This is a genomic window from Rhizobium sp. BK008 (assembly GCF_014197345.1).
In the GTDB taxonomy this organism is placed as follows: Bacteria; Pseudomonadota; Alphaproteobacteria; order Rhizobiales; family Rhizobiaceae; genus Rhizobium; species Rhizobium anhuiense.
In genome coordinates, this window is sequence record NZ_JACIFK010000002.1 from 619,685 (window position 1) to 633,396 (window position 13,712).

Consider the following 13,712-nt stretch of genomic DNA (forward strand, 5'->3'; position numbering starts at 1 on the left):
CCTTCCTCAAGCGACCGTCCCGCGGCGCAGGACACCAGAGAAGGTTGCGAAAATTGCGAGCACGACAGCCAGCAGCGTAAAGGACAACGATGCGCCCAAAGGCCAGTTGAAGGCCTGGGTGAACTGATCCTCGATCACCGTTCCCATGGTCACGCCGACACGACCGCCCAGAATGCGCGGTTCCATGAACGAACCGATGACTGGAATGAAGATCAAAACGGCGCCGGAGATCAGCCCGGGAGCCGCAAGCGGCACCAAAATCTTGACCAGGATGGTCCACCAGCGCGCGCCGAGGCTTGAAGCTGCCTCGATGATCGCGTCGTCGATGGCCACCAGCGCGATGTAGCAGGTCAGGATCATGTACGGCAGGTAGCCGTGAACAAGACCAACCACCACGGCATAGCGCGTGTAGAGAAAGCCAATAGAACCTGCGTCCGGAGCAATCATATGCAGCAGACTGTCGAGAAAGCCGTTTTCGCGAAGGACCATGGTCCACGAAAAGACACGCACGAGGCCATTGGTCCAGAACGGTAAGAGAATGAGGATCAACAACATCTCGCGGGTCTTGCCGAAGGTCGAGCGAACCAAAGCCACGGCCGCCAGAAAACCCAGAACCGCACAGAACAGCGTGGTCCAGAAGCCGATCAGCAGCGACGTGATGCCAATCCCGACCAGATAGGGCTGATCGATGAACGCGCGGTACTGCTTGAGCGTAAAAATGATCGGGGCTTTGCCCATCGGCGTCGCGGACATGAAGCTGAACACGAACATGGTCAGCAACGGCAGGAAAACGGCGAGCGTCAGCCACCCATAAGTCGGCAGCAGTAGCGCCGTGGTCGATATCCATGACGGGAGCGGGCGCCGGCTGCGCGGACCCGAAGGTCCGCGCTCTGACGCTGATATCAGGCGATCATTCTGCATAGAAGGCTTTCACTTCCTGCCAGACATTGTTGAAGGCTTCGCGGCGGTCGTCGGGAATGCCCGATACAAAGGACGTCGTCTTCAAGTATTCGGTCTTGTGCACCAGGCGGGTGAGATCGTCGGCGGGGAGTGCTGAAAGGGCTGCCGAATTCGACGAGGCGGGCGCCCCGATCTTGGTTGCCCATTCGACATAAAATGTCGGATCGATCATCCAGTTCACGAAAGCAAGAGCACCTTCTGGATTCGGAGCCGATGCCGGAACACCGAGACCATCGACCCAACCGACGCCGCCTTCCTTAGGCACTACGAACTGAACCGGAAGTTTGGAAACCCGCTTGGAGCGAACCGAACCGCCCGACCAGAACAGCGACAGGTCGAACTCCTTGGCGGCAAACGACTTGTTCCACTGGTCTTCCGTGGACCACAGCAACTTGACGTTCGGCTTGATCGACTTCAGCGCGGCCGTAACAGCAGCCAGATCCTTGGGATCGTTGATGTCTTGCCCGCTCATTAATGCGCCGACCCCGACGTTGATGATGGCGTCGTCGTCCATGGCAACGCGGCCCTTATAAGCCGGATCGGCGAGGGCGGCGTAGCTGTCGGGAACCGTCATGCCCTCGCGGATGGCAAGTGAGGTCATGCCCCAGACCCACGGGACGGCATAGCCTTTGCCGTCCTTGCTGAAGTTCGGGTTGGCGCGAAGGGTCTCGTCGACTGTTGAAGCGTTTGGAACCTTGCTGAAATCGATCGGCTGCAGGAGGTCTTCGGCAACTGCCTGGGCGCAACGCGCGGCGTTGAGGATAACAAGATCATAAGCACCCGGATTGGTCCGCAACTTGGTCAACATTTCCGATTCCGAGCTGTAGTAGTCGTGAACGACTGTGATGCCCGTCTTTTCGGTGAAAGCCTTCAGCGACCAGGCTTCGTCGGTGCCGTAACCCTGCCAGTTGAGGACCGTGATGGATCCGGCCGAAAAGGCTTTGCGCGGCAAGGTGGAGATGCTGACGCCAGCAATCAGTGCTGCGGACATCAACTTCATTGTATTGCGTCTGGTGAGTTCAGTCATTGTGGCACCCCTCTTGAAGATACACGGTTATGGACCATCGTGACCCGCGGTCGTCGACCTCAACGGATCGGCTAGCTTGACAACAAACAACGTGCCTAAGCGCGTTTATCGTTTGTATGCATACTAAAAACAGATGAGCACTGTCCGTGGGTGCTGACCTCTGAGCAAGGGTGAAGTGCGCGCTGCGACGCAGCGCATATCCCTTCCTTAAGCAGATCGCATCACTTCAAGGAGCGGCCGGCATGAATCCGCGGATCTCCTGCAGACTGTTCGTTCAACCCTCTGACTTTTAGCATCAGTCTTTTGCTTTTATTTGTACACAAACTATTAGTGAGGAATCGAGGCCTGTCAAGCACTGGCTTGCTTAGTGAGCACGTGGCGATGAAAAATAGACGTCCAGCCAGAGGTCCTGAGCGTGTCCAGCAATCATGACGCGTATTCCGTCTTCGCCCGACAAATAGTTGATGTCCTGGCCATTGATACGGACGGCAAGAACATCGCCCAATGCCAAGCCTGGCAACTCGATGTAACCAGCCTCAGAGACGGGTGCAATCGTGCAGGCCACGCGCCCGTTGGCGAAGACGATGCGCGACAGCGTTGTCTGCAGATCTGTCTTCAAGGCTGCGTGACCGTTCAATGTCATCACTAGGGTTCCGGACTTGACCGTCAGCCCGAGCGCTCCAGACGGTGAGACCACTGGCCCGAGCACCAAATCCTGGCCAGCGTTGCGCACGGTCCAGCCCGTCCAGGGATCAAAGTCGACAATCTCGCCGGTAGCCATCAACGGCAGCATCGCAGCCCAGATGTAGAATGGGTCCGTGTCGCCCTGATCCATCGCCTCACCGGTCACTGCATTGTAGTTTTCAGACGCGACGCGATCATCGCGCCAGTTCTTCATGAACAGATCGTAGCTCTGGCTGGCGAGCTTGCTGGCTTCGGCAACAAAGCCGTAGCGGCGCAGGCCGAGCCAGACCATGTAGTTCACGTTCGGCCAGATGCGTCCGCGCCAGTAGACATTATCGGCGAAGGCAGGATCGTCGCGTGTTGCATTCGGAAGCACATAGTCGCCGCCGAAGGTGCTCTCGTCGCTAAGATGATGGAGCAGCCGAGCCGCCTGCGCGGGCGTCGCCGCACCGCAAAGAAGCGGATAGAAGCTGGTCGGAGATAGCGACTGCACGAAGCCACCGCGGCGCTGGCGATTGGCGAAGATGCCGCGGCTTTCGTCCCATAACGTTTGCGAGATGAGCGTACGGCTACGCTCGGCAAGGGCGGCGAATTCGCCCGCATCGTCACGCTTGCCGAGCACGGTGGCCATTTTCGACAGCATTTCGGCGTCGAGAGCCGCAGCGCAGTTGAGCCCCAGATCGAAGGTCGAGAGCGTACGGGTGATCGGATCGTAGAGCGCCTCGTCATGGGTCGCGGAGTTGTCCATGCCGGTTTCGTTGCGCGCGCCAAAGGCTGTGCCCTTGTAGAGGCCCTCGCCCACATCCGACGTTCCGCACGAGAGCAGACCGAAACGGTCCGGATCGCGATTCTCCTGCCACCAACGCCGATTGCGCACCAGCGCATCGTAGCTTGCCTGGATCATCGAACGTTCGCCGGTGCGCTGGTAGAGCTGCCAGACAACGAGCGCGCCAAACGGCAGTTGGCTGCGATCGACCCATGCATCGTTGGAAGTGACGATACAAGCGATATTGCCCTGCGGCGTCGCACCCGCCATTGCCGTTGCCATGTTTTCGCGCGCCAGGTCGGCGTCGAAACCGCCGGCGAGAAGCGCCGCAAAAATCTGGTCGTTGAACCAGACGGCAAATTTCCCGAGGTTCCAAATCCGCGTTACCGCCGTGTACGGACGCGCGTTGGTTTCGTCCCAAATGGTGTTCCATGCGACCACATCGCGCACGGCGTCGAGTGCACCATCGAATACGCCGGTATGCGCATTGGCAATATCGGCGGATGCTCCAGCGGCCAGACACGCCTGCGCCTTGGCAATCGCAAGCTCCGCGCTGTCTGCGACGCCCGCAGCATAGGCCCCCTTGCGCATCATCTCGAGATTGAAGCGCAAGGCGATCACCGGCGCCTCGTTCTTGCGGCTGGCAGTGTAGAAGTAGCCGTTTTCCTCGAAGTCCGCCCGCAGCGCGTCGATCGTGTCGTGACCGGTCACGTGCACCGGCGACTCCGCTGTCGCGACCGCCACGTATCGCGTGCCGACCTTTAGCAGCGTGATGTTACGGCCCGCATCATGGACCGCCACTTCGCCGCCCTCGGACGAGATCGCCAGCGTCAGCCAGAAGCGCAGCCCCCACTCGCCCGACACCTTGCCGTTCCAGCTGCCGCGTATGGCGAAGGGATCAGTCTTCGTCGTCGAAAAGGCGACCGTCGTACCGCTGTGATCGGTCTCCAGCTCGATCAGCGAGCCGTCGATTGCGTGACGGCCAAGGCGAACTGTGTCACGCCGCGGCTCGATCGCGGAAGTCGTCTTGCTGCGGGTCGAGTACAGCACCGGCGTGATCCGCACGCCGAGCGGCAGGAAGACCATCTCGGCCGGCCGATTGGACCAGCTGTTCCAGGCTCGCATCAAGGGAATTGTCGAATGTTGTGGCATGATTCTGGGCTTCCGGTCAGGTTTTAAGCGGGATGAGTGTCGGAGCTGCGGTCAGCCCGCTCTTGTCGAGGGTCTCGCCAAGATAGGGGGTATTGTTGTAGTAACGATTTGCCGCCGTGTTCGCGACGTGAAGTTCCAGCGAATGGACCCCGGGGATCAGCCGCCCCAAAGCAAAACGGTAAGGCCGCCAGCCCCGCCGGTCGATCTGCCGGCCATCGAGGTGGGCGACGACCACGGTCGCGACCTCCGGCAATTCGAGAAACCACTCGCCCTCGTCGCCGATCTCGAGCGCCAGCCGGTAGATACCGGTGCCTGAGAAACCGGCAAATCCCTGCGTCTCCCATCCGCTCTCGACCGAGATCGGCACAAATGCCGCATCGACGCCTGGCGCGAAACTCCAGCCGACGACAAGCGGTACGGCGCGCGCGGCATCGAGCGACGGCTGGGCCTTGAGAAAGCCCTCTCTTGCTGTCCCATGCGCCGTCTCGCGCAGCCGCATGCAGCGCACTTCCTGCGGGTCGAGCCTGACCGTCAGGTGGCTGAAGGTACCGGCCTCCTCCACCTTGCCTGTCGTGGCGGACCAGATCTCGGCGTCGAAGCTGTCACCGAAGGAAATTACACTCACCAGCGGCGTTGCGCCTTCGTTGAAGAGAACAATCCGCCACCAGCCATCGGCCTCGTTTCCGACCCATTGCCAAGGACGATCCAGCGAATGGCAAACCACCGCCGGACCTGATAACGGCAGCAACGACAGGAGCGCAGTGATATCTTGACTTCCAGGCATGTGATCGATGTGCGTGGAAGCTATCGGGCTCGGCGGAGCGCCGCCATCGCAAACGGTAGACAAGCGATCTCCTGACGCCCAGACAACTCCGCCGGCAGCCTTGAAGGCGTCGAGCGCGCGCAACGTTTTTGCCGTCTCGAACACCGTGACCGATGGTAGGACCACGGCATCGAAGGAGAGCCCGCATGCCAGTAGGCGGCCGTTCACGATCCTTGCCGTCACGAGATCGGCTTCGCTGACGAACATGAAGTCGCAGCCTTCGGCCAGAAGGCCTCTGCACCATGCACCGGTGTGGGTGGCATGATTGTGGTGTGGGCCTTCTGCAAAGGCAGTATGAAGCGGATACAGGATCGCAACCGGCGTGCGTGGGCTGGCCGGTTCGATGAAGGCAGAAATGCGCGCGGTCTCCTGCGCGAACAGATCATGGTAGCTCCACCACGGCTCGAAATTGATGCCCGGCCCAAAATCGAAACGCGGATTGGCAAAGGGCGTCGGATCGTCGTCATGACCGTCAGTTTGGTATACGCCGTGCCACAGAAACTGCCGGGTGCCGAGGCAATAGAGCCGGATTGCCTGCGCCCGCATCGTCTCCAGCGTCAATTCCCATTGCCCCGCAGCGCGCGCCGGCGTTCGCTCGGCACTGGCATATGTTTCGACGACGCAGCGGCTGCGGCCATTCGATCGGGCGACGGAATCGCCTAGCTTCGGCGCAAGCTGAGCGACGAAGTTGTTGGAATCCACTGCCGTTTCATGCCTCAATGCGTCGATGCCGAAGAAATCCACCGCAAGCGCCACCCTGGGGTCGATGCTGGTGAAGCCGCCGTTGAGCGACCACGAACTGATATGCGGCAGGATCTCGTGCCCGGTGAGCACAATTCCCCTGCCCTCGGCCCATCTGCGCAAAGTGCCGGAAAAGGCCTCGTTCATCAGCGCCGAATAGACGGCATAGAACCGCGCCCGTAACCGCAAGGTCCCGGGCCCGACGTCACGCAGTAATGCCAGCAGCGTTTTGGCGAAAGGTTCCAAAGTGCCGCCCGAAACGGCATCCGGCAGGCTTGGCGCGAATAGCAGGCTGTTGCCGAGGCAACCGGAGATCTGATCCCATTTGTAAAAACCCGCCGCCGGTTGGTCGTAGAACACGAAGCCGACGGGATCGGGCACGAGGTCGCCAAGCGTCTCGACTAGCGGATCAAGCCCGACCTCGATGAACCGCTCGGCGGCCTCCGGCAGCAGGTAATTGATCAGCCGCGAAGTGGTCGACCGGGCGCTGACGAACACCGTCAGCATCTGGCCGTCCCCGGCCGCGCCGTCGAAAGCGTAGGTGCAGGACACGCCGTCGCTGTCGACGATCGATGTCCGCGCCGTAACATCGACGATCTGATCGAGGCCGTCGATGCCGGCCGACGAATGCAGCAACGCCGCTTCAACCGTCCACTCACACCATTCGACCACGCTTTCTTCATACTGCCACTCGACGATATCGGCGCCCATTGTCCGGGTGAACGGCGGTTGGATGCCGCTGATCTGGCCTCGCCCATGCCCTGATGACCAGAACAGGTGACGCTCGCGCAAGTCGTCGCGGCCCGCGACAGTACGGCCGCCGGCATGGCCGCTGATCCAGTTGTAATCGTCGTAGATGCCAATCTTCAGCCCCAGCTTGCCGGCGATCCCGGCCGCGACGCGATAGGCTTCGAGATAGGCCGGCGACAGGTAGTCGTCGCGCGACATCGCAAGCCGGGCCTGGATCAGGATCGTGCCGATCCCCTTCAGCTTGAAATCGCTGAGCTGGCTGTGACAAACCTCCTGCGTCGGGATCGAATGCCAGAACCAGTAAGCCGACGGGCGAAACGCGGCTGTCGGGTTCTCGAACAAGTCGCAGGGGTCGATATCCTGTCCGGCTCGGATCTGGTCCAATCGTCTGCTCCCTAGTGGCTTGCCGCCGTCACCCGTTGCATGGCTTTCGTCGTTTCCGTCCAGGCCGGCTTGTCGGGCGCGAAACGCGCTCTCAGATAATCGGCGAGGTCTTTGATCTGGTTCTCGTTCAGTGTCTGGCGGAACGCGGGCATCGACATCACCTCGGGGGCTTTTCGGCCGGTGGTCTGCGCAAGGATCGCCGGCGCCTCGACACCGTTCAGGATCGCCTGGATGAGATTATCAGGCGTCGCGGCATGCAGGTTGCTGTTGAGCGCCAGCGACGACAAAATCGAATTGCCGGTATGACAAGTCGCGCAGGCACCATTGAAAATACGCTCGCCCTTCGGCGAAATCAGCGCGGCAGAAGCCTTGGCCGCTTCACTCGCGACAACGGCCGCCTCGCTCTGTGCCTTGGTCCCGGCGGGCGCCTCGTTGAGGCTTGCGAGATAGGTCGCCATGGCGCGGATATCGCTATCCGGCAGCGGCTGCATGACCTCGACGACATGCGCCATCGGACCGGCGGCACTGCCATGATCGCGCGAGTGTCCGGTGCGCAGATAGTCGTAGAAGGCATCGGCCGTCCAGGCGACCGGACCCCTGGCGAACGCATTCAGGGCCGGCGCCTCCCAGCCGTCGGCAAAGCCGCCGGAAAGCCGGGCGCTGCCGCTCTTTTCCGCGCCGAGCACATTGCGGTCCGTGTGGCAGGCCGAACAGTGACCGAGGGTCTCGACGAGATAGGCGCCCCTGTTCCACCGCGCATCGCGGGTCTCCACATATTTGAACGGCTGCACTTTCAGGAACAGCGCGTTCCAGCCCGCCATCATCGCGCGGATGCTGTAGGGAAAATTGAGCTTCGTCTCCGGCGCCTTTTCCGCGGCCGGCGCCTGCGTCATCATGTAGGCGTAAAGCGCCTGAAGATCGGCGTCCTCAGCGCCCGCGAACGAGGTGTAGGGATGGGCGGGATAGAGGTGATGGCCATCGCGGCTCACGCCCTCGCGCATGGCGCGCTCGAAGGCCGGGTAGGACCAGGCACCGATGCCACTTTGCGCGTCCGGGGTGATGTTGGTGGCATAGATGGCGCCGAACGGCGTGTCGAAGCGCCGTCCACCGGCAAAGGGTGTACCGTCATTGCCAACATGACAGACATTGCAGGCGCCCGCCGCCGCCGCCAGCCGGCCGCGCTCGATGGTGGCGGCACTGTAGACGTTCGCGTCCGGGCGCTGGATGGTGCCGATCGACGGGCGCCATGGCGAGGCCATGGTGACGATACCGGACAAAGCCGCGACGGCACCGACGGCCGAAAGACCTATGCTCCGCCAGTTCCGCTTCTTCGCGACCGGGGCAGCCGGCGTCTCGTCCGTCTTGCCGTTCAGCGCGGTGAGCACCAGTTCCGGCGTCAGCGGCAGTTCGCGGAAGCGAATACCGGTAGCGTCATAGACGGCGTTGGCAATGGCAGATGCGCTGGGAACGGAGGCGGACTCTCCGACGCCGAGCGGCGGTTCGTCCTGCCGCGGCACCATCAGCACGTCGATGGCGGGGACCTCGGGGAAGGTGATCAGCGGATAGCCACCCCACTCCTTCGACTGCACGGCGGTCGACGAGAATTCGACCTTTTCCTTCAGCACCCGGCTGGTGGATTGAATGATATTGCCGTGGATCTGGTGGCGCACGCCATCGGGATTGATCATCATCCCGGAATCCTGCGCGCACGTCACCTTGGTGACCGCGATCTCGCCGGTCTTCTTATTGACCGCGACATCGGCGACCCAGGCGGCCCAGGCGGCGGCTTTGCCAGGAAACGGGCCATGGATGTAGACGGCATAGGCGAACCCTCGCCCATAGAGCAGGTCGCCCTCGCCGCCGAGCGTGCCCCATGTCGTATGCGGTACCCAGTTTGCCCGTTCGGCCAGTGCACGCACCAGATCGACGGCGCGCGGATCGTGGAGGTAGCGAAGCCTGTACTCGACCGGATCGACGGCGGCGGCGGCTGCCAGTTCATCGACATAGCATTCGTGCGCAAACGTGTTGGGCATCGCCGAGACGCCGCGGAACCAGGAGGCGCGAGCGATCGGCGGCATGTCGTGCACGGTGACGCGGAGGTTCCCGTAGGCATAGGGCGGGATGGCGGTGCGATCTCCCATCTGCACGACGTCGGAGACCGGTGGCACCTTGCCGGTGAGGATCAAGGGAAGGGTCGGCGCCAGATTGGAGGGATAGCGGGTTTCGAAATCATAGGCGGACGGACCGCCCTCCAGATCGAGACCGCCGCGCACGTCCATGATCTGGGCGGCGCCCTTCGGCTCCCAGGCATGCTCCTGTTCGCGCGTCAGTTGGACACGGACGGGCGCCTTGACGGCGCGCGACAGCAGGGCGGCATCCGCAGTGACGTCATCGGCGCAATTGCGGCCGTAGCAGCCGGCGGCTTCCAGCCGCTCGACCCGAATCAGCTCTTCCGGCATGTCGAGAAGCAGCGCCAGATCGCGCCGTATCGGGAACGGGTTCTGCGTTCCCGACCACACCGTCAACCCACCTTCGTTGTAATCGGCCACCGCGCAGGATGGACCGATCGAGCCGTGCATCTGGTAGGGCCAGACATAGGTCCGGTTCATCGGCCGGGCGCTGCCGGCCAGAGCCATATCGACATTGCCGAGATCGGCAAGCTTGCGCGCGGTCGACGGATTGGCGCGTAGCGCCTTTTCTGGTGCGTTGAGATCCGGCCACTCGGGCGGCGCCCGCCACACGACCTTCAGGCTCTTCGCCGCCTCGATGGCGATTTCCTCGCGGGTCGCGACCACGCCGACGAAATCGCCGATGGCGACGACGCCGACAAGCCCGCGAATATGCGCGACCGATGCCTCGTCGATCGAAATCAAGCTTTTTCCGACATGGTCGCCGTGATCGAAACCGGCATAGGGCGGCCGTACGACGCGGCCATGCAGCATGCCCGGCACGCGGACATCATGCACGTAGGTCCAGCGCCCCGTCGCCTTATCGGGAATATCGACGCGCGGATGCGACGAACCGACCAGCTTGTAGTCCGAGGCCGGTTTCAGGGCCGCGTACTCGTCGATCGACAGCCTGGCATGCCCGCCGGCGACGATGTCGCCGAAGCTCAACTGCCAGTTCTCGCCGCCGTCGGCACGGATGATACCGTCTTCCAGCCTCAGCCGATCAAGCGGCACGCCGACCTTCTCGGCTGCCTTGGCAAGCAGATGATGCCGGGCGGTGGCGGCGGCCTGCCGCAGCGGCATCGCGGTGATCTGGATCGTTTCGCTGGCGATGGTCGCGCCCTGGTTGGGGGCGGCGGAGGTGGTGCCGAGCACCATGTCCACTTGCTCGAAGGGCACGCTGAGTTCCTCGGCGACGATTTGCGCCAGGGAAGTGCGGATGCCCGTCCCGAGATCGACGTGGCCGTTGAACGCGGTCACGCGGCTATCGACGCCCACCGCGATATAGAGTTCCGCGGCATCGCCGAGCAGTGCATCGTTGACGATCAGCAACGTGTCGGCGGCCGACATATAGGCCGATTTCGGCATTTCGCGGTGGTCGGTCATGGGGAGACCTCCTTTGCGCCTTTTGGCGAGACATCGTCCGGCGTGGATCGGCGCGTCCGCTCGGCCTTGGCATAGGCGACGGCCCGCCTGGCCGCGGCGAGTATTTCCATATGCGTTCCGCAACGGCAGAGGTGATGGCGCAGCGCCTCGCGAATCGTGTCCTCGTCGGGATCGGTATTGCGATTGAGCAAGGCTGCGGTGGCGATGATCATGCCGTTCAGGCAATATCCGCATTGAGCCGCGGCCTCGTCGATAAAGGCCGCCTGGACCGGATGCAGATGCTCGGGTGTCCCAAGGCCTTCAAGCGTAGTTACGCGACGCGCGCCAACCGCACCGAGGGGAACCCTGCAGGATCGGACGGCACGACCGTCCATGAGAACGGCGCACGCACCGCATTCCCCGAGCCCACAGCCGTATTTCGGGCTATTGAGAGACAGATCGTTTCTGAGGATGTAGAGGAGTGGGGTTTCCGGGCTTGCTTCGACGCTCTCGACGGCGTCGTTCACATTCAAACTGAAGCAAACTGGCAGTGTCAAAGCAGGCCCTCCGCCCCGGAGAACCAAACACAGACCACGCCTTTTCCCATCGGCCGAACCGCTACGCAGCAGACATCGCGCCGACGCCCACAAACCATAACGATGCGACAGCCACGGACACTTCGCATCTATTGCCCCTTTTATTTTATTAAGAAGCGTATACGCTTTATAGTGACGAATGACAAGACGGATTTCGCCCTTGCGGTTTTGCTAGCATATTCAATTGCCGGGCAAATTTCTGCGCATTTTTGATGAAAATCAAAGCCTCGCTATTGCTATTTAGAGCGTATGCGCTAGACTTTTAGCAAGCCTCCAATCGTGGGAACAATGCGTCGAAAGACAGCTAAGAAGGGTCGCTATGTCTAACGGAAAAGAAAAGATCGCGATTATCGGCGCCGGCCTTGGTGGCACCGTCGCGGGTGCGCTGCTCCAGCACGCGGGTTTTGACGTCAACGTCTATGAACAAGCGCCGAGCTTCTCGCGCCTGGGCGCCGGCATCCATATGGGGCCGAACGTCCTGAAGATTTTCGAGCGCATCGGCATCGACAAGAAGGTCATCAGCATCAGCAGCACGCCGAGCCATTGGTTCAGCCGCGACGGCATTACCGGCGAATACACCGCGCGGGTTCCGCTCGTGGGTTACGGCCAGACCTATTGCACCGTTCACCGTGGCGACTTGCAGGCAATTCAGTGCGATGCGCTGCAGCCGGGCACCTTGCATTTCGGCAAGAAGCTGGCTCGCCTCGACGACAGCGGCACCGATGTACTGATCGCGTTCGAAGATGGAACCTCGGTGCGCGCCGATATCGTGATCGGCGCCGACGGGATCAATTCGCGCGTTCGCGAAACGCTGCTCGGCGAGGAGCGGCCGAATTACAGCGGCTGGGTCGGCCATCGTGCCTTGATTTCGTCGGACAAGTTGAAGAAATACGACCTGACCTTCGAGGACTGCGTCAAGTGGTGGGGGCCGGACCGTCACATGATGGTCTATTACACGACCGCGCGCCGCGACGAATATTACTATGTCACCGGCGTTCCGCATCCTGCGTGGGAATTCGATTCCGCCTTCGTCGACAGCAGCCGTGACGAGATGGCAGCCTCGTTCAAGGGCTACCATCCGATCATCCAGGCGCTGATCGACAGCACCGATGAAGTGACCAAGTGGCCGTTGTTCAACCGTAACCCGCTGCCGCTCTGGAGCAAGGGCCGCCTCGTGCTGCTGGGTGATGCCTGCCATCCGATGAAGCCGCATATGGCCCAGGGCGCCGCCATGGCGATCGAAGACGCCGCCATGCTGACCCGCTGCCTGACGGAAACCGGCATAACCGATTTCCGCAGCGCCTTCGGACTGTATGAGGCCAATCGCCGCGACCGCGCGACGCGTGTTCAGAACGTATCGAACGCCAACACCTTCCTGCTCGAACAGGAAGATCCGGCGTGGGTCTACGGCTACGACATTTACGCCGAGCCCCTGAAGAGCGAGACCGCGGCATGAGCGGCGGCGCGCTGTACGGAGCGAATGTCTTCGCCAACGGCATCCGCCAACATTACCTGCGCTACGGCGGCAAAGGCCCGTCCGTCATCCTGATCCCGGGCATCACCAGCCCGGCGATCACCTGGGGTTTCGTCGCCGAGCGGCTGGCAGAACGCTACGACGTCTACGTAATCGACGTGCGCGGCCGGGGGCTGTCTTCGACGGGGCCCGACCTTGATTACGGCCTCAACGCGATGGCCGCCGACGTGGTCGGCTTCGCCGCTGCGCTCGGGCTTCCTGCCCCCGCCCTACTCGGCCATTCGATGGGCGCGCGTATCGCCATCCGCGCCGCCGTTGCGGCGCCCGAGGCGTTTTCGAGGCTCGCCCTGATCGATCCGCCGGTTTCGGGCCCCGGACGCCGCCCCTACCCAAGCAAGCTGCCTTGGTATGTCGACAGCATCCGCCTGGCGCTGACGGGCATCGATGCGGAAGGCATGAAGGCGTTTTGCCCGACATGGACCGACGAACAGCTGAAGCTGCGCGCCGAATGGCTGCACACCTGCTACGAGCCCGCCATCGTCACCGCCTTCGAGGACTTCCACAAGGACGACATCTTCCCGGATCTGCCGAAGCTCAAGCGGCCGGCGATGCTGATGGTGGCCGGCCGTGGCGGCGTGATCGAAACCGTGGACGAGGACGAGGCCCGCACGCTGTATCCGGCGCTGGAAATCACTCGGGTGCCGAATGCCGGGCACATGATCCCTTGGGATGATTTCGACGGCTTCTTTGCCGCGCTTGGAGATTTTCTCTCCCGTTGATTGGGACGGCGGCGGATCGACGATCCACCGGCGTTTGTTTGAC

At 62.1% G+C, this 13,712-nt stretch carries 8 protein-coding genes; 2 read left to right on the forward strand and 6 right to left on the reverse strand.

Annotated features, from left to right (window positions below; translation table 11 throughout):
• Positions 1 to 6 precede the first annotated feature (6 nt).
• The 6 genes from FHT69_RS14380 to FHT69_RS14405 all read right to left on the reverse strand — a co-directional run bounded on the left by FHT69_RS14380 (position 7) and on the right by FHT69_RS14405 (position 11,377).
• Complete coding sequence (locus FHT69_RS14380) at positions 7 to 921, reverse strand: ABC transporter permease (protein ID WP_097544175.1); 915 nt, start codon at positions 919 to 921, stop codon at positions 7 to 9.
• A complete protein-coding gene (locus FHT69_RS14385; RefSeq protein WP_097544174.1) occupies positions 911 to 1,987 on the reverse strand; it encodes a PotD/PotF family extracellular solute-binding protein in 1,077 nt (358 codons plus the stop codon). The genes FHT69_RS14380 and FHT69_RS14385 overlap by 11 nt, the downstream gene beginning before the upstream one ends.
• A gap of 364 nt (positions 1,988 to 2,351) precedes the next feature.
• A complete protein-coding gene (locus tag FHT69_RS14390; protein WP_183905524.1) occupies positions 2,352 to 4,589 on the reverse strand; it encodes an MGH1-like glycoside hydrolase domain-containing protein in 2,238 nt (745 codons plus the stop codon).
• A gap of 16 nt (positions 4,590 to 4,605) precedes the next feature.
• Entirely contained in the window at positions 4,606 to 7,287 is a 2,682-nt protein-coding gene (locus tag FHT69_RS14395; RefSeq protein WP_183905525.1) for a carbohydrate-binding protein, read from the reverse strand.
• 11 nt (positions 7,288 to 7,298) lie between these two features.
• The gene (locus tag FHT69_RS14400; RefSeq protein WP_183905526.1) at positions 7,299 to 10,841 is read right to left on the reverse strand and encodes a molybdopterin cofactor-binding domain-containing protein; all 3,543 of its coding nucleotides are present in this window, start codon (positions 10,839 to 10,841) and stop codon (positions 7,299 to 7,301) included.
• Positions 10,838 to 11,377, reverse strand: a complete 540-nt coding sequence (locus tag FHT69_RS14405; protein ID WP_246780719.1) for a (2Fe-2S)-binding protein — start codon at positions 11,375 to 11,377, stop codon at positions 10,838 to 10,840. The genes FHT69_RS14400 and FHT69_RS14405 overlap by 4 nt, the downstream gene beginning before the upstream one ends.
• A gap of 358 nt (positions 11,378 to 11,735) precedes the next feature.
• Between FHT69_RS14405 and FHT69_RS14410 the strand changes: the two genes are divergently transcribed.
• Positions 11,736 to 12,872 carry an FAD-dependent monooxygenase gene (locus tag FHT69_RS14410; protein WP_097544169.1) on the forward strand — a complete coding sequence of 379 codons (1,137 nt, stop codon included), beginning with the start codon at positions 11,736 to 11,738 and terminating at the stop codon, positions 12,870 to 12,872.
• Positions 12,869 to 13,669, forward strand: a complete 801-nt coding sequence (locus FHT69_RS14415; RefSeq protein ID WP_097544168.1) for an alpha/beta fold hydrolase — start codon at positions 12,869 to 12,871, stop codon at positions 13,667 to 13,669. Before FHT69_RS14410 ends, FHT69_RS14415 begins: the two co-directional genes overlap by 4 nt.
• Positions 13,670 to 13,712: the final 43 nt, after the last annotated feature.